Here is a 15,598-nt window from a genome sequence, read left to right as displayed (position 1 = left end):
GCGCGCCTAGCGTCAAAGCCCTGAGCCGGGGAGGTGGCGATGCGCCGGTACGGCCTGATGGCCTACGTACTTGCCGCGAGCGTGATGGTGCTGATGGCCGCGTGCGTGATCGGGCTGAGCCCGGCAACGGCCGGGGCAGCGGGGGCGGCGGAGCCGACGGCCGGGGCAACGGAGGTGGTGGGGCCGACGGCCGAACCGTCCTGCCCGACGCTGTCCGAATGGAACAGCGAGACGCATGACGGCACCCGCCCCGGGCCGGTGCCGAACGTCATGGGGATGACCCGGGACAGCGCGGTCGCCGCGCTGGCCCAGGGTGGCTTCGACACGGAGTCCACACCTTCCGACGCGGCGGCCGACTGGACGGTCACCGACCAGACCCCCACCAGCGAGGAGCTCGCGAACTGCGGCTCCACCGTCACCATCGACCTGCAGGCGCCGACCGTGGCGGTCCCGGACGTCGTGGGCGACCAGCGGGACACGGCGGAGAAGAAGATCCGCGACAAGGGGCTCGTCCCGTCGGTGACCGAGGGAGACGGGACGGGCGTGGTGGACGCCCAGGATCCCGCCGCCGGCACGCAGGTGCCCAGCGGCAGCACCGTGACACTGACCCTGCGTCCCCCCACACCGACGTCCCCAACGCCGGACGACCGCGTCGAGGTCCCCGACCTGAACGGGCTCAGCGCGAACGTGGCGCGGCGGCAGCTTCAGAGCCTGGGGCTCACGCTCGTCGTCGGCAGCGGGGACTCGGGCCGCGTGAGCGAGCAGGATCCGGCCGCCGGCACCATCGTCGACCGCGGCAGCTCCGTCACCGTCACCCTGACAGCGGGGCCCACGCCAACCGACCCCGCGAGCCCGGACGTCACCCCCTCCGGCACCGACGAGTCGCCGCGGGTCAGCGACATCGACTCGCGGGAAACCGACTCATCGAGCACGCCGCTGCCCGGCTTGCTGGTGGGCGCGCTCGTGGCGGTGGGCGTAGTGGTCTGGGCGCTGCGCCGCGCCCGCCGCGGCCGGCGGACCTCCACGACGCCCTCCGTGGTCTGCGTCCCGTACGCCGACCTCTCGCCGAGCTTGCAGATCCGTGAGTTCGCGCCCTCGCTCAACCTCGACTTCGTCTGCCACCACGACCCGGGCCGGCAGGAGATCAGGGAGATCGTACGGTGACCGTTACCTTAATCACCCACCCCAGCACCGCCGACCTGCTGCTCTACGCCGACCCGAGACAGGCGGCCCAGGAGCTCGCGCGGGCCGTGGACGCCCGCCGGGTGCTCGACGAGATCAACCGGCAGGTCCAGACGCCGCCCGGCGAGCTGGCGCGCCGGGCCGCGGAGGCGGGCGCCGACCTGCTCGGCGGCATCGACGTGGGGTCGGTGCTGCTGGGCGGCTGGGCGAAGTACCGCAGCCTGCGCGCCGCTGCCCGCAGCACCTTGGACAACCCGGGCATGGGAAAGGTCGTGCCGCTGGCCGAGCACGAGGTCGTCTCCCACCACGAGCCCTATGTCGAGGTACAGGTCAACGGCCGGCCGGTTGGCCGGCTGACCTTCGGCGTGGACCTCATCCTGCATCTCACGATGGTGCAGGCCAGGGTCCGCGGCGGCCGGCTGATGGGCCTGACCGGGGGCGACTGCACAGCCGCCATCGCCTGCAAGATCCAGGGCGTCGAGGTGGCCAGGAAGGAGTTGGTGGTGGTCACGTTGCCGATCAACCGCGACTTCGGGGCGGGCTTCGCCCTGCTGCCAGAGGCACGTACGGCTAGCTGACCTGCCGGCGCGGATGACGCGCGGACACCCGGCGCGGACGGCGAGCGGATGTGCCCGCGCGCCCTAACGGCCCTGGTAGCCCTCGCGGGCGGTCACGACGTCGGGCATGCGGTCCTCCAGCCAGGTGATGAGGGGGATCAGCCGCTCGGCGGCCTCGCGACCCAGCGAGGTGAGGCTGTATTCGACCCGGGGCGGAATCGTGTGCTCGGCCACCCGCAGCACCATGCCATCGCGTTCCAGGGTCTGGAGGGTCTGGGACAGCATCTTCTCGCTCACCCCGTCGACGCGGCGGCGCAGCGCGTTGAAGCGGTAGGGCCCCTCGTAGAGGGCCACCAGCGCCAGGATCGCCCAGCGGCCGGTGATCGTCTCCAGCACCGAGCGAGAGGTGCACTTGCGCGAGAAGACGTCGGCCACCAGGTTCTCGAACTCCTCCATGCGTGCTAGCTTACAGTGCTTTCTGATAGAAAGTACTAACCGCTAGTTCGTACTGAGAGGGAGTAATCATGATCGTGGTAACCGGAGCCAGCGGACACCTCGGCCGGCTGGTGGTCGAGGAGCTCAAGAAGCGGGTTCCCGCCGGGCAGATCGTCGCGGCGGCGCGTACCCCGGAGAAGGCCGCGGATCTCGGCGTCGAGGTCCGCGAAGCGTCCTATGACCGGCCCGAGACGCTCAAGAGCGCGTTCGAGGGCGCCGGCAAGGTGCTGCTCATCTCCGGCACCGAGGGCAACCGGCTCCAGCAGCACTCGGCGGTCGTCGACGCGGCCAAGGCGGCCGGCGCCACGCTCACCTACACCAGCGCGCCCAAGGCCGACGTCACCGAGGCCGGCCTCGCCGCCGACCACAAGGCGACCGAGGACTACATCAAGGCGTCCGGCGTGACGTACACGATCTTGCGCAACAACTGGTACCACGAGAACTACGAGCAGTCGATCGCGGGCGCTCCCCAGCTCGGCGCGGTTTACGGCGCCGCCGGCGACGGCCGGATCGCCTCCGCCTCGCGCGCGGACTACGCCGCCGCCACGGCCGCCGTGCTGGCCGGAGAGGGCCACGACGGCAAGATCTACGAGCTGGGCGGCGACACCGCCTGGACGCTCGCCGACCTGGCCGCCGAGATCTCCAAGGTCACCGGCAAGGAGGTCGCCTACCAGAACCTGCCGAAGGACGACTTCGCGGGTGTTCTGGCCGGCGCCGGTCTTCCGGCTCCGTTCGCGGCGCTCATGGCCGACGTGGACGTCAACATCTCCCGTGGCTGGCTCGCCGACACTCCCGGCACGCTGAGCGAGCTCATCGGCCGGCCGACCCAGCCGATCGGCGAGTATGTCCGCTCCCTGCTCGGCTAGTCACAGCAGCATGTACCCCGCCCAGGGCCGGGGTGGTCGCCCCGGCCCTGGTCTACCAACAGGAGTCGCACCGATAGAAGCGGTCAGAGCGCGTCCCACAGGTCGCAGTTGTGCTCGGTGGCCATCTCGGTGGCCGGGACCATCACCGAGCGTCCGCCCGCGCGCAGTGACATGACGCGCGAGGTGCGGTTGTAGTCCGGCCACGGTGACGCGTACGGCGCCTGCGGCCGGGCGAGCCGGGTGAACGAGCCCCAGTAGTGCACCATGTCCGCCGCCAGCCGGCGCTCGGCCGCGTCGAAGGTGGGCGCGATCGGTGTGCCGTTGTCGAAGCTCGGCCACAGGTAGGCCAGCTCGGCGGCGTGCCCGGCGCCCCACTCGTACCCGACCGGCTCGGGGGTGAGGCCGGGCCCCGTACGGTGGTCGAACCGGTAGGCGAACACGCGGGTGTAGGCGGACAGGTCCTTGATGAACTTGAGCGTCGGGCAGCCGCCCAGACCGGCGATGAACCCCGAGTCGGTGAAGATCGCCGCCGCCAGGTACGCGCCGGTGAACCGGTCCGGCGTCGCCGGCCAGGGATACCGGCGCAGGATGGCGTCGGCGTTGCCGCCGTACAGGGATCGGACGAAGTTCTCGTACTGCGTTTGGGTCCAGTCCAGGTTGCCCTGCGCGAACGTACGGCCCTCGTCGCGGGTGGAGCCCACGATCAGGGGGACGCGCTGGAAGTGACCCGCACGGACGGCGTCACCGGCAGCCTCAGGAAACACCGGGCCGCCGTGCACGAACGAGCTGAACTGCGGCCCGTCGACGAGCCGCGCCGGGGACAGCGCGCGCAGGCAGGCGACGGCGGTCGCGTCGTCGGCGCAGCCGAGCTGGCCGGCGATGGAGGTGCCGGACTGCTCCCCCTGGCTGACGGGCTGGCTGACGCAGGCGCCGCTCTGGATGATGGCGCGGTTGAAGAGCCCGCTCGATCCGGGGGCGGTGAGGTGGCCGCAGACGGAGAACCCGCCGGCCGACTCGCCGTCGATGGTGACCTGGCGGGGGTCGCCGCCGAAGGCGCCGATGTTGCGCCGCACCCAGCGCAGCGCCGCCTGCTGGTCGAGGAAGCCGTAGTTGCCGGACTGACCGGCCTCCCGGGTGAGCGCCGGGTGGGCCAGGAAGCCGAACACGCCCAGGCGGTAGTTGATGCTCACCACCACGACGTTCTCGAGCCGGGCGATCAGGCTGCCGTCGTGCTGGTTGCCTGAGCCGTTGACCAGGCCGCCGCCGTGGATCCAGAACAGCACGGGCAGCCGCTGCCCGGCCTTGGTGCCGGCGGGCCTGAACACGTTGAGGTACAGGCAGTCCTCGGTCTCGGAGCGCGGTCCGTTGGTGCTGGCCGCGGCGGGACAGCGGTTGCCCCACTCGGCGGCGTCGCGGACGCCTGTCCACGCGCGGGCCGGGCGGGGTGCGCTCCAGCGCAGGTCGCCGACCGGCGGCTGCGCGTACGGTACGGCCAGGAACCGGTCCACGCGATCGGCCACGGCGCCCTTGAGCAGACCGGCCTCCACCCGCACCACCGGGCGGGCCGCGCCGGCGAGAGCGGGGGTCGCGGGGAGTCCTAAGAGAAGGGCGGCGACGGCGGTCAGCAGCGCGACGACGCGACGGCTCGTTCTCCTTTTCGGCGTAGGAACGAGGGTTTCAGGCATGTACGCAACTCCTTCGGGACGGGCCGGAGGGAATCAGGCGCCTGAAACATAGCTCTGGTCCGATCTCTCGGATAGCGCTCTCCCGGTGGATGGAAGGCTTTTACGCCAAACCCCCGAGCCCGTCGGCGATCCGGGCCGCGGCGGCATCCACGCTCGTCACTGTGCGTCAGCCGCAAACCGTCACGATCACGAACCGTGCACTGACAAAGAGTCAACCCGCCATTGTGCACGAATCTTCACATCTGGAGCTTGAAGTACATCTGCCCCATCGGCATAGTGGACGCACCACAGGCGTATCAGTCGTGGCGGGCATCCTGGGGGGCCGCTACCAGTTCACGACTGCCTAGCGGCGCACCACTACGCGCGGAATTGGACACGATGGATGAGCTCGCCTCCGCCGATCCGCACCAAACTGCTGAGGATCCTGCTGCTTCCGCTGGTCTCGATGATCGCCTTATGGGGGTTCATCGCCTACTCCAGTGTGGATGAGATCGCCGCGGTCTCCCAGAGGCAGGACCGGTGGGACGCCATCGGGTCGCCGGTCCTGGAGCTGATCATCGAGCTGCAGCAGGAGCGGCAGCTTTCGGCGGCGGCGCCGCGCAGCACCGGTGCTTACCCGCTGCTGGCCGAGCAGCGGCCGATCACCGACGGCAAGGTCGCGCGGCTGCGCGAGGCCATCGGATCCATCGGCACCGGTGGCGAAGGGTCGGAGGACGACACCCCGGCCGAGGTGCGGGAGCTGGTACGGGCCCTCGACGGCCTCCAGTCGCTGCGCGAGCGCGCGGACGAGGGCGCGCTGTCCCCGCCGCTGAAGATCATCGACGCGTACAGCAACCTGATCAGCATCGCCAACCGGCAATTCACCGACTACGACGCGTTGAGCAGCCTCTCGTCCTACCGCGCGGTGCGCGGCATGGCGGCCTACAGCTCCGCGGCGGAATACCTGGGCCAGGAGCACGCCGTGCTCACCAGCACGATCGTGCGCCGCAAGATGTCCCCCACGGACCGTGCCTCGTTCGTCGCCGCCATGACCAGCCGCCGGCTCGTCTGGGCCAACGCCGAACGTGACGCGGGCCCCGAACTGCGGGAGAACTACGACAAGCTGGTCGCCAGCGCCCCGTACAAGCGGCTGCTGACGGTGGAAGACCGGCTGTTCAACTGGGACACCAACGGATCGCCGCCGGTGGACCCCGACGAGTGGAAGGCCGACGCCGAGACCCTCCTCAGCGCGATCAACCTCGACACGCACGCCGAGCTGGGCCGCACCTCGGTGGAGGCCGAGGATCAGAAGACCGGGGCGTACTGGCGGATCTGGCTGGTCCTGATCCTGGGCCTGGCCGCGGTGGTCGCGTCGGTGGCGCTGTCGTACCGGTTCGGCCAGTCGCTGATCAGCGAGCTCAGACGGCTTCAGGCGTCCGCGGTCGAACTCGCCGAACAACGACTGCCCCGGCTGGTCGAGCGGCTGCGCCGCGGCGACGACGTCGACCCGGCCACAGAGGCCCCCGGCCTCGACCCGGCCCACACCGCCGAGGTCGATCGCGTGGTGAACGCGTTCTCCGCCGTACGCCGCACCGCGGTCGAGGCCGCGGTGGGCCAGGCGACGCTGCGCAAGGGCGTCGCCCAGGTCTTCCTCAACCTGGCCTGGCGCAACCAGGCGCTGCTGCATCGCCAGCTCGCGCTGCTCGACACCATGGAGCGCCGGGTCGACGATCCGGAGGTCCTGGAAGACCTCTTCAAGCTCGACCACCTGACCACCCGCATGCGGCGGCACGCGGAGAACCTCATCATCCTGTCCGACTCCGCCCCCGCCCGCCGCTGGCGCGACCCCGTGCCGCTGTTCGACGTCGTACGGGCGGCGGTGCTGGAGGTCGAGGACTACACCCGCGTCACCGTCGCGCCGATGCCGGACTCCCCGTTGCTGGTCGGCGCCGCGGTCACCGACGTGATCCACCTGATCGCCGAACTGGTGGAGAACGCCGCCGTCTTCTCCCCGCCCGACACGACCGTGCACGTCCGCAGCATGACGGCGGCCAACGGCTTCGCGCTGGAGGTGGAGGACCGGGGCCTGGGGATGAACCAGGACACCCTCGACGAGCTCAACGCCCGGCTGGTCAACCCGCCGGAGTTCGACCTGGCCGACAGCGACCGGCTCGGCCTGTTCGTGGTGTCCAGGCTCGCGGCCCGGCACAACATCAAGATCATGCTGCGCCGCTCGCCGTACGACGGGACCACCGCGATCCTGCTGCTCCCCACGGCGCTGCTCGCCAACGCCGAGGCCCTGGCCGTCGCCGCGGCGCACCCGGTGGGCCACGGCGGTCGCGCGCCCAGGCCCATGCGCGCGATCGGCACCGCGCCCGCCGAGGCCCGGCCCCGCGTGGTCTCCCTGTCCCCGGAGCCGTTCTCTCCGGAGCCCTTCTCCCCGGTCGCCTCGGATGCCTTCTCCGCCTCGGATGCCTTCCCCGCTCGCGGGGCGGAGGCCGTGAACGGCCGAGAGGTCCCCGGCGACCCCGGCGGCCACGGGGTCTCGGCAGACCCGGACGGCTCGCCGGACGCGCCCGTCCCCGCTCCGGAGCCCGAGCGCGCGACCTGGTTCGAGGCCGGCCCCGTGCCGAGGCCGGCACCCGGCCCGGCTAGCGATGGGCTAGGGAACAATGGGCTGGGGAACGGACCGGCGACCTGGCCGGGGAGCGAGGCCGTCGCCGAGCCGAGTACCGGACCGATTTCCAGGCGAGGGGGCGGCTCAGCCGGATCCCCCGGCCCATCCGTAGAGTGGAGCCGCACGGTGCCCGCCCAGGAGGCCGACGAGGACCTCGACGGGTTGCCCATGCGCGTACCTCAAGCCAACATGGCTCCTCAGCTGCGCGCCGCGCGGCGCACGGACCGCAGCGCGGTCTCGGTGCGCTCGCCGGAGGAGCTTGCACAGATCATGTCGTCCATGCAACGTGGCTGGCAGCAGGGTCGCGGCCAGACGGAGCAGGAGCACGACGTGTGGAATCGAAAGGACGACCAACCCGATGCCTGACGCCAGAAGTGAACTGAGCTGGCTCCTCGACGACCTCACCCAGCGGGTCCCCGGCATCCGGCACGCCATCGTGCTGTCCGCCGACGGGCTGGCCATGGGCGGGTCCCGGGAGCTGACGCGGGAGGACTCCGAGCACCTGTCCGCCATCTCCGCCGGCAGCCACAGCCTCGCCATGGGCGCGGGACGGCACTTCGGCCTGGGTGGCGTACGGCAGACCATCATCGAGTTGGAGGGTGGCTTCCTGTTCGTCACCGCGGCGGGCCAGGGCGCCCGGCTGGCCGTGCTCGCCTCGGGTGACGCCGAGCTGGGCATGGTCACCTACGAGATGGCGCTCATGGTCAAGCGGGTCGGGGAGCACCTCTCCTCTCAGCCGAGGGGAGCGGCACCGGCACCCGCCTGGAACGGCGCAAGACCGTGACCGGGGAGGATCCCGGGCCGCTGATCCGGCTCTTCGGGCTGACCGGAGGCAGGGCGCGACCGCGTGGCGAGACGTTCGACCTGGTGGCCATCGTCACCACGGTCGGCGGTTCCCACGAGATCGCGGACCTGATCCCGGAGCATCGCACCGTGCTGTCGGTGTGCCGCAGGCCCACACCGGTGGCGGATGTCGCGGCCCACCTCAAGCTGCCGCTCAACATCACGCGGGTGATCCTGGGCGACCTGCGACGCGAGGGTCTTGTCACCATCGAGCGCCCGCGCCCCGCGGCGCAGACGATCGACGAACGCATCTACAGGGAAGTGCTGCATGGGCTACGCAGCCTCTGAGCCGGGGGCGACCGCGGTCGCCTCGGCCTTGGCCATCAAGATCCTCATCGCGGGCGGCTTCGGCGTCGGCAAGACCACCATGGTCGGTACCATCAGCGAGATCCGGCCGCTGCACACCGAGGAGCTCCTGAGCGAGCGGGGCATCGGGGTGGACGACACCTCCGGCGTGGACTCCAAGGTCACCACCACTGTGGCGCTGGACTTCGGCCGCATCACCATCCGCGACGGCTTGTGGCTGTACCTGTTCGGCACCCCCGGGCAGGACCGGTTCTGGTTCATGTGGGACGAGCTGTCGGTCGGCGCGCTCGGCGCCGTCGTGCTCACCGACACCCGCCGCCTGCAGGACTGCTTCCCGGCGGTGGACTACTTCGAGCAGCGCGGCATCCCGTTCCTGGTCGCCGTGAACTGCTTCGACGGGGCCAAGCGCTACGACCCGGCCAAGGTACGGCGGGCGCTCGGCCTGGCCGAGACCACTCCGGTGGTGCTGTGCGACGTACGCGAACGCGAGTCGGTCAAGGAAGTGCTCACGACGCTGGTCACGTACGCGGTGGAAGGGGCCTGACCCCCATCGGAGGAAGCTCCATAGAATCAGCTGTTGGCTGTCTATAGTTACACCGTGTTCACGCTTCAAGCCCTGGTGGATCGCGCCTCACTCGAACTGCGGGTGCTGGTGCCGGGCCGGCCGGGCGCGCTGGACGAGCCGGTCGCCTGGGTGCACAACACCGAGCTGGCCGACCCTTCGCACTACGTACGCGAAGGCGAGCTCGTACTGACGAACGGCCTGTGGATCGACCAAGTGCCGCCGGAGCAGTTCGTACGCAACGTCATGAAGGCCAAGGCCGGCGGCATCGTGTTCGGCCTGCGGGCCGAGACGCCCGCCACTCCCCCGGAGCTCGTCGACGCCTGCCGCGAAGGGGAGCTGCCGCTGCTGGAGATCTCCATCGCGGTGCCGTTCACGGCGGTTTCACAGGCCGTGGCCGACATGCTGACCGACGAACGCAAGCAGTCGCTGGTCGGCATGGTGCGCCGGGGAGACGCCCTGGCCACGGCGATCTCCCGGGGAGCCGGCGCCTCCGGCGTGCTCGACGTCCTGCGGCGCGACCACGACCTGCCGCTCGCGGTGGTCGACAGGATGGCGCGGTCGCTCGCGATGGCCGGCGCCGATCTCGACACGGACCAGCTGCACGCCGTGGCCACGGGATTGGCCAAGAGACCTCCGGCCCTGGAGGTGGATCTGGGGGACGCGGGACGCGCGGCGCTGTTCCCGGTGGGTGCCGTCGGCGACATCGACGCGGCTCTCATCTGTCTGCGCCCCTTGCGCGAGCTCGCGGCGGACGAGCGGGCGGCACTGGAGCAGACGGCCCGCTTCCTCAGCCTGGAGGTCGCGAAGCAGCAGGCGGTCCAGGCGATCGAGATGCGCTTCGCCAGTGAGCTCCTGGAGATGATCCTGTCAGGGGGGCGGCGCTCCGCCGAGGTCCCTGGCCGGCTGCGCGCCTTCGGCGTCGATCCGGGCGGTCCGCTGGCCGTCTGCGCCGTGGCGTTCGCGCTCGGCGAGACCGCGACGATGCACGGGCTCGCCGAGGTGATCGGGGAGTTCTTCGCGGCCGAGGGGGTGCCGGTCGTCGTGGCCGATGGCACGCAGGACGTCGTCGCCGTACTGCCCTGGCGCCATCCCGAGCGTGAGCTGCCGCTGCTCGCCCAGCGCCTGGTACGCGACGTCGAACGGCGCTTCCCCGGCCGCCGCCCGGTCGCGGGCCTGGGCGGACTCGCCGCCCACTCGGCCGAGCTGCGACCCGGGCTGCTGCAGTCCAGGGAGACCTGCCGCGTGCTGCGGCGGACCCGCACGGGGCCTTCCGTACGGGCCTTCGCCGACTTGGGTACGCACCGGCTGCTCCTCGGCTCGCTCGATGTGGAGACCTTGCACCAGTTCTCCGGCGAGCTCCTCGGGCCGATGAAGGACCATGACGCGCGGCGCGGCGGTGAGCTCGAGCTGACGCTGCGGACGTACCTCGATCACGATGGGCAGTGGGCGGCGACGGCCGGAGCGTTGCACGTCCATGTCAACACCCTCCGCAACCGGCTGGCCAAGATCACCGAGCTCACCGGCAGGGACGTGGGACGCACCGAGGATCGGGTGGATCTGTTCCTGGCGCTGACCATCGACGCGATGGACTGAGCATCGACGTGCTGGACCGAGCTCAGACCGTCTGCCGCCACAGGCGGGCGTTGCTCAGCGTCGCCATCGGCTGGAGCATCTGGTGATCGAAGGCCGCCATGGGCAGCCCCTGGGCCAGGCGCCGCGGGAAGTCAGGGTTGGCCAGCGCGCCCCGGCCGAGGGTCAGCACGTCCGCGTGGCCGTCCTCCAGCAGCATGGCCGCCTGGTCGAGGTCGTGCATGCCGCCGTTGGCCAGCACGGGCAGTCCCGTCACCTTCCGGGCGAGGCCGGTGATCGTCATCCCTCCGTCCAGGGTCGCCGTCTCCACCCAGTCCCGTCCTTCGCTGGCGATGTGCAGGTAGGTCGCGCCCGCCTCGGCGAGCGCGGCGAAGATGGTCTCCGCGTCCCTGGAGCCGCCTGCCCATCGGTGCGTGAAGTCGTTGACCTTGCCCTGGGACAGCCGGATCCCCACGCAGAAGTCCGGCCCGAGCTCCGCACGGATGGCGGAGACGATGTCGGCCGCCAGCCGTACCCGACGGGCGACCGGGCCGCCGTAGCGATCGTCGCGCTCATTGGTGTAGTCCGTCAGGAACTGGTCCACCAGGTAGCCGTTGGCGCCGTGCACCTCGACCCCGTCGAAACCCGCCCGCCGGGCGCGGACGGCCGAGGCCACGAAACCGGCCACCGCGCGGTCGATGTCCTCCTGGCTCATCGCGCGAGGTGTCGGCCATGAGCCGTGCCCGCCGTACTCGGGCATCTTCTCCCCGCGTGGCGGGACGGCCGACGGCGCCACCGTCTCGTCGCGGTAGCGGTTGCCCTGCGACAGCGCGCCCGCGTGCATGAGCTGGAGGATCATCGACGCGCCGGCGTCGTGCACCTGCCCGACGATCTCCCGCCAGGCGGCCTCGTGGCCGTCGGTGACGATGCCCGGCTGGTTGGCGTACCCCTGGCTGTGCCAGGTGTCGGTGTAGGTTCCCTCGGTCACGACGAGGGAGAAGCCGCCCTGGGCGTACGCCCGGTAGTAGTCGGCCATCTCGGCTGTCGGCGTGCCGTCGGCGGCAGCGGACACCCTGGTCATGGGCGAGACCGCCAGCCGGTTGGCGAGGCTGAGCCCGCCGACGCGTTCCGGTCGTAGGGCGGGGTGCTGGACATCGTTCATTGTTCGCTCTCTCCTTGTGTGATCAGGTCGATCGCCAGCGGCGTCGGCCGGTGCCCGTTGATCCCGACCAGGTCCTGCGGGCACGCCGAGAGCACGAACACGCAGTCCATCGCCGCCTCGAACGTGATCGCGTCACCGGGGCGGCTGACCGAGCTCAGCCAGCTCAGCCGGCCGTCGTCCGCCACGGGAATCCGCATGAACACGTTGACAGGCTGCGGAGTGCTCGGGCAGGCCAGGCCGAGCCGGGACAGGCTCTCGCCCAGGTTGTCCGCGCAGGAGGCATGGAACCCGGGCACGCCCAGAGCGCGATAGCGCGCCGGGTCGCAGGCCGCGATGAGCATGTCATGCCGGCCCGGCGAGGTGTCCGCCACCAGTGTGAGGACGGGCCTGCGCCGGTCGGTGACGAACTGCTCGCCGACCACCGGGAACAGGCGGCTGATGGCGGCCCGCGTGTGCGACGCGCTGAGGTGCTCGCTCACGTCGTCAGCGGCGAACGCGAACACGTCACCGACCTGACCTCCGTCAAGATCGGTGACGCGCACGCGCTGACCGGTACTGACCTTTACCGCCCGCCCTTCGCCGGCGGGCACGATGACTCGCATGCCGACAGCCAAGCAGCCGGGAGAGGCGCCTGACCATGGAGATTGCTACCGCATTCAACCCCTAGGGTGGATGAATCTCCATGCTAGGAGCGCTCGTCCACGACCTGGAGGACCTTCCCCGTACGGGGATGCAGCACCAGCTCCGAAGGCCGTACCCATTCGACCGTCAGCGGGTGGACGCCCCCCTCCTCCACCGTCTGGGGGTACAGCGGCCTGGCCGCGTACACGGCGTCGATGAGCCGCTGCGTCAGCTCGGGCGGCGGCTCCTCGGTGCAGGCCAGCCGCAGCGTCAGCCCGTCCTTGCCGTTCCAGCGGCGCTGCACCATCTGCATCCCCGACATGGCCCGGTCCGGGTCCGCCGCGATGAGGACCGCGCGGATGGCCTCCGTCGACATCGACACCGTCTCCACCCTGGCGCCCTCGGCCGACCTGCCGAGCAGCCGGAATGCGCGGCAGTCCGGGTCTGTCCATTCCGCCACGTCGCCGGCCGGATAGCGGATGATCGGCATCAGCGTCCTGAACAGATTGGTGACGATCACCCGGCCGGGTACGCCGGGCACGGTGATCGGCTCGCCGGTCGAGTCGTCGATCAGCTCCACCAGGGTGCGGTTGGCGAAGGCCTCGTGCACGCGCACGTCGTCGCCCGGCACCGGGCCGCCGACCAGCCCGGCGTCCACGGAGGCGTATCCGAGCGAGGCGATCCTGGCCCCGGGAAACGCCTTGGCCAGCTGGGGACGCAGGTCGTCGAAGAGGAAGTCGCCGGCGAACAGCAGCAACTCCACCGTGTCGGCCACCTGCCCACGGGCGGCCACCGCGTCGGCCACGGTGGCGAGCTTCATCGGCGGGCCCGCCAGCACGTCGACGCCGAAGTACGCGATCAGGTCGGCGACGGAGTCGTCGGAGGCGTGGCAGGCGATGGGCAGCCGGACGTTCTCCACCGGGGCGTTGTGCAGCGAGTGCTCGATGTAGAGGAAGCCGCCGTACATCTCGCCGGCCGAGAACAGGTTCGCCACCCGGTGCCCCGGCTTCAGCCCCGCCCGGACCATGCCCGCGCCGAACGCGGTCACCGAGTCGGCGTGCTCCGTGCGGGTCCAGGGGGAGAACTTCGGCGCGCCGGTGGTGCCGCCGGAGGTGTACACGCCGGCGTCGGTCAGCGGGCCGGTCAGCAGCCGGTTGTCCGGGTAGACGTTCGCGGCCCAGAAGGCCGTCTGGTCGATGATCGGCAGCTGGCTGAGGTCGGAGGCGCCTTCGGGCACGTCGCGGTACGCCTCGGCGTAGAAGGGCGAGTGGCGGCGGGCGAAGTCGACCAGGTCACGCAGGGATTTGGCGGGCATGTGCCTCTCCTAGATCCGGCGGGTCAGATCCGGCTGTGGGCCAGGCTGGGGATTCGGGTCAGCAGCACCCGGCGGCGGTAGAACCACCAGTTCGTCGCCAGGAACACGGCGTAACCGGCGACGAACACGTACAGCGCCAGGTCGATGGATCCGGTCTGGCCGATGGAGATGGCGAAACCGCGCGGGATGAGGAACCCGCCGAACGCGCCGATCGACGAGGCGATGCCGATGGCCGCCGCGGCCTCCCGCCTGGCGCGCAGCCGCGCGTCCGGCTCGCCGTGCGCCGCCTGGATGGTAAAGATCGCCGGAATCATCCGGTACGTGGACCCGTTGCCGATCCCCGACGCGGTGAACAGCAGCAGGAACGCGCTCAGGAAGAGCGGGAACCCGTGCTGCCCGAGCCCGGCGAGCGCGCCGACGACCCCCACCGCCATGGCCATGAAGGACCACGCGGTGACCCTGGCCCCGCCGTACCTGTCGGCCAGCCACCCGCCGACCGGCCGCGACAACGAGCCGACCAGAGGGCCAAGGAAGGCGAAGTACGGCGACGCGGACTCGGCGAACGTCGCGTTGACGACCAGCGGGAACGCCGCCGAATAGCCGATGAAGGAGCCGAAGGTGCCGATGTAGAGGAAGGACATCACCCAGGTGTGCTTGCGCAGGAACGCCCGCCCCTGGGTGCCGAAGTCGGTCTTGGCCACGGCCAGGTTGTCCATGAAGAAGTACGCGCACATCGCGGCGGCCACGATCGGCACGACCCACACCAGGCCGGCGTACACCAGGCCCGCGCTCGCCACGAGCGGGATCAGCAACTGCACGACGGCCACCCCCAGGTTGCCGCCGGCGGCGTTCACGCCCAGCGCGAACCCCTTGTGCCGCTCGGGATAGAAGTAGGAGACGTTGGCCATGGAGGAGGCGAAGTTCCCGCCGCCGAACCCGGCCACCGCCGCGGCGATCAGGAACATCCAGTACGGGGTCGCCGCATCCGTGACCATCCAGGCGAGCAGCCCTACCGGAAGCAGGAGCAGCAGCGCGCTGGCCACGTTCCAGTTGCGGCCGCCGAAGGCCGAGACCGCGAAGGTGTAGGGCAGCCGCAGCGTGGCCCCGACCAGGTTCGGCACCGCCACCAGCCAGAAGAGCTGGTCGACGGTGAAGGGAAAGCCCGCCTTGGGGAGGAGGACGACGATCGCGCTCCACAGCAGCCATATCGCGAAGCCGAGATGCTCCACGAAGATGGAGAAGACCAGGTTCCTGGTGGCGACGCGGCGCCCGGTGGCCGCCCAGAACCCCGGGTCCTCCGGTTCCCAGTGATCGATCCAGCGCCCGGTCCGCCGGGGCGCCGTCCGCTGCTCGCTCATGAATGCTTCCCTTCGCTGGTGGACCCATCGGGCCGGCCGGAGACCGTCACGCTCTGGCCGCGGAACTCCGCGACGATCTCGCCGGCCGGGCGGCGTACGGTCACGTCGTAGACGCCGTTCCTGCCGTACCTGACGCGCTCCGTGGCCTCGGCGACCAGCTCGTCACCGGCCGCGACCGGGCGCAGGAACGTCACCTGCGCGCTGTGCGCCAGCGTGACGCGGCCGTAGGAATTGCAGGCGTACGCGAACGCGGCGTCGGCGAGCAGGAACAGGTAGCCACCGTGGGCGATGCCGTGGCCGTTCACCATCTCGCCGGTGATCCGCATCCGCAGCCGTGCCCGGCCGGCGGCCACCTCCTCCAGCGCGATGCCGAGCGAGCGGCAGGCCGGGTCCTCGGTGGTCATACCGTTCATACCGT

The 15,598-nt window shown here is 70.9% G+C and carries 15 protein-coding genes; 8 read left to right on the top strand and 7 right to left on the bottom strand.

Going from position 1 to position 15,598, the window contains the following annotated elements:
* The first annotated feature begins 39 nt into the window (after positions 1-39).
* Together AB0C30_RS34415 and AB0C30_RS34410 are read left to right on the top strand one after the other, a co-directional pair.
* Positions 40-1,164 carry a PASTA domain-containing protein gene (locus AB0C30_RS34415; protein WP_357952304.1) on the top strand — a complete coding sequence of 375 codons (1,125 nt, stop codon included), beginning with the start codon at positions 40-42 and terminating at the stop codon, positions 1,162-1,164.
* Positions 1,161-1,760 (top strand): hypothetical protein, encoded by a 600-nt coding sequence (locus tag AB0C30_RS34410; RefSeq protein ID WP_357952303.1) that lies wholly within the window; start codon positions 1,161-1,163, stop codon positions 1,758-1,760. The genes AB0C30_RS34415 and AB0C30_RS34410 overlap by 4 nt, the downstream gene beginning before the upstream one ends.
* Positions 1,761-1,823: 63 nt before the next feature.
* Here the strand turns inward: AB0C30_RS34410 and AB0C30_RS34405 are convergent, their stop codons facing one another.
* Positions 1,824-2,195 (bottom strand): helix-turn-helix domain-containing protein, encoded by a 372-nt coding sequence (locus AB0C30_RS34405; RefSeq protein ID WP_357952302.1) that lies wholly within the window; start codon positions 2,193-2,195, stop codon positions 1,824-1,826.
* A 68-nt stretch (positions 2,196-2,263) separates the two neighbouring features.
* On the opposite strand from AB0C30_RS34405, the gene AB0C30_RS34400 reads away from it, so the two are divergent.
* Positions 2,264-3,100 carry an SDR family oxidoreductase gene (locus AB0C30_RS34400; protein ID WP_357952301.1) on the top strand — a complete coding sequence of 279 codons (837 nt, stop codon included), beginning with the start codon at positions 2,264-2,266 and terminating at the stop codon, positions 3,098-3,100.
* A gap of 83 nt (positions 3,101-3,183) precedes the next feature.
* Here AB0C30_RS34400 and AB0C30_RS34395 read toward each other — a convergent pair whose 3' ends face one another.
* Positions 3,184-4,785, bottom strand: a complete 1,602-nt coding sequence (locus tag AB0C30_RS34395; RefSeq protein ID WP_357952300.1) for a carboxylesterase family protein — start codon at positions 4,783-4,785, stop codon at positions 3,184-3,186.
* Between the two features lie 382 nt (positions 4,786-5,167).
* Here AB0C30_RS34395 and AB0C30_RS34390 point away from each other — a divergent pair, with 382 nt between their 5' ends.
* The 5 genes from AB0C30_RS34390 to AB0C30_RS34370 are packed head-to-tail and all read left to right on the top strand — an operon-like array spanning position 5,168 to position 10,748.
* On the top strand, positions 5,168-7,807 hold the full coding sequence (locus tag AB0C30_RS34390; protein WP_357952299.1) for a nitrate- and nitrite sensing domain-containing protein: 2,640 nt from the start codon (positions 5,168-5,170) through the stop codon (positions 7,805-7,807).
* The gene (locus tag AB0C30_RS34385; protein WP_357641159.1) at positions 7,800-8,225 is read left to right on the top strand and encodes a roadblock/LC7 domain-containing protein; all 426 of its coding nucleotides are present in this window, start codon (positions 7,800-7,802) and stop codon (positions 8,223-8,225) included. The genes AB0C30_RS34390 and AB0C30_RS34385 overlap by 8 nt, the downstream gene beginning before the upstream one ends.
* Positions 8,222-8,572, top strand: coding sequence for a DUF742 domain-containing protein (locus AB0C30_RS34380; RefSeq protein ID WP_357952298.1), 351 nt, complete (start codon positions 8,222-8,224; stop codon positions 8,570-8,572). Before AB0C30_RS34385 ends, AB0C30_RS34380 begins: the two co-directional genes overlap by 4 nt.
* A complete protein-coding gene (locus AB0C30_RS34375; RefSeq protein ID WP_357952297.1) occupies positions 8,553-9,134 on the top strand; it encodes an ATP/GTP-binding protein in 582 nt (193 codons plus the stop codon). The genes AB0C30_RS34380 and AB0C30_RS34375 overlap by 20 nt, the downstream gene beginning before the upstream one ends.
* A gap of 54 nt (positions 9,135-9,188) precedes the next feature.
* On the top strand, positions 9,189-10,748 hold the full coding sequence (locus AB0C30_RS34370; RefSeq protein WP_357952296.1) for a helix-turn-helix domain-containing protein: 1,560 nt from the start codon (positions 9,189-9,191) through the stop codon (positions 10,746-10,748).
* Between the two features lie 22 nt (positions 10,749-10,770).
* Here AB0C30_RS34370 and AB0C30_RS34365 read toward each other — a convergent pair whose 3' ends face one another.
* The 5 genes from AB0C30_RS34365 to paaI all read right to left on the bottom strand — a co-directional run bounded on the left by AB0C30_RS34365 (position 10,771) and on the right by paaI (position 15,593).
* Positions 10,771-11,886 (bottom strand): NADH:flavin oxidoreductase, encoded by a 1,116-nt coding sequence (locus AB0C30_RS34365; protein ID WP_357952295.1) that lies wholly within the window; start codon positions 11,884-11,886, stop codon positions 10,771-10,773.
* Positions 11,883-12,488 (bottom strand): urea carboxylase-associated family protein, encoded by a 606-nt coding sequence (locus tag AB0C30_RS34360; RefSeq protein ID WP_357952294.1) that lies wholly within the window; start codon positions 12,486-12,488, stop codon positions 11,883-11,885. The genes AB0C30_RS34365 and AB0C30_RS34360 overlap by 4 nt, the downstream gene beginning before the upstream one ends.
* Before the next feature lie 83 nt (positions 12,489-12,571).
* The gene (locus AB0C30_RS34355; protein WP_357952293.1) at positions 12,572-13,822 is read right to left on the bottom strand and encodes a hypothetical protein; all 1,251 of its coding nucleotides are present in this window, start codon (positions 13,820-13,822) and stop codon (positions 12,572-12,574) included.
* A 23-nt stretch (positions 13,823-13,845) separates the two neighbouring features.
* Positions 13,846-15,180: an MFS transporter gene (locus AB0C30_RS34350; protein WP_357952292.1), complete on the bottom strand. Its 1,335-nt coding sequence runs from the start codon at positions 15,178-15,180 to the stop codon at positions 13,846-13,848.
* Positions 15,177-15,593, bottom strand: coding sequence for a hydroxyphenylacetyl-CoA thioesterase PaaI (gene paaI, locus AB0C30_RS34345; protein WP_357952291.1), 417 nt, complete (start codon positions 15,591-15,593; stop codon positions 15,177-15,179). The genes AB0C30_RS34350 and paaI overlap by 4 nt, the downstream gene beginning before the upstream one ends.
* Between the last annotated feature and the right edge of the window lie 5 nt (positions 15,594-15,598).

Origin of the sequence: Nonomuraea sp. NPDC048901 (assembly GCF_040649695.1) — a bacterium.
GTDB lineage: Bacteria > Actinomycetota > Actinomycetes > Streptosporangiales > Streptosporangiaceae > Nonomuraea.
This window is presented reverse-complemented; position numbering and strand designations above follow the sequence as displayed.

Excerpts from the sequence above, each read along its gene's own strand:
- AB0C30_RS34415 (WP_357952304.1), top strand. The coding sequence starts at position 40 with ATGCGCCGGTACGGCCTGATGGCCTACGTACTTGCCGCGAGCGTGATG.
- AB0C30_RS34405 (WP_357952302.1), bottom strand. The coding sequence starts at position 2,195 with ATGGAGGAGTTCGAGAACCTGGTGGCCGACGTCTTCTCGCGCAAGTGC.
- AB0C30_RS34400 (WP_357952301.1), top strand. The coding sequence starts at position 2,264 with ATGATCGTGGTAACCGGAGCCAGCGGACACCTCGGCCGGCTGGTGGTC.
- AB0C30_RS34395 (WP_357952300.1), bottom strand. The coding sequence starts at position 4,785 with ATGCCTGAAACCCTCGTTCCTACGCCGAAAAGGAGAACGAGCCGTCGC.
- AB0C30_RS34390 (WP_357952299.1), top strand. The coding sequence starts at position 5,168 with ATGAGCTCGCCTCCGCCGATCCGCACCAAACTGCTGAGGATCCTGCTG.
- AB0C30_RS34385 (WP_357641159.1), top strand. The coding sequence starts at position 7,800 with ATGCCTGACGCCAGAAGTGAACTGAGCTGGCTCCTCGACGACCTCACC.
- AB0C30_RS34375 (WP_357952297.1), top strand. The coding sequence starts at position 8,553 with ATGGGCTACGCAGCCTCTGAGCCGGGGGCGACCGCGGTCGCCTCGGCC.
- AB0C30_RS34365 (WP_357952295.1), bottom strand. The coding sequence starts at position 11,886 with ATGAACGATGTCCAGCACCCCGCCCTACGACCGGAACGCGTCGGCGGG.
- AB0C30_RS34360 (WP_357952294.1), bottom strand. The coding sequence starts at position 12,488 with ATGCGAGTCATCGTGCCCGCCGGCGAAGGGCGGGCGGTAAAGGTCAGT.
- AB0C30_RS34355 (WP_357952293.1), bottom strand. The coding sequence starts at position 13,822 with ATGCCCGCCAAATCCCTGCGTGACCTGGTCGACTTCGCCCGCCGCCAC.
- AB0C30_RS34350 (WP_357952292.1), bottom strand. The coding sequence starts at position 15,180 with ATGAGCGAGCAGCGGACGGCGCCCCGGCGGACCGGGCGCTGGATCGAT.
- paaI (WP_357952291.1), bottom strand. The coding sequence starts at position 15,593 with ATGAACGGTATGACCACCGAGGACCCGGCCTGCCGCTCGCTCGGCATC.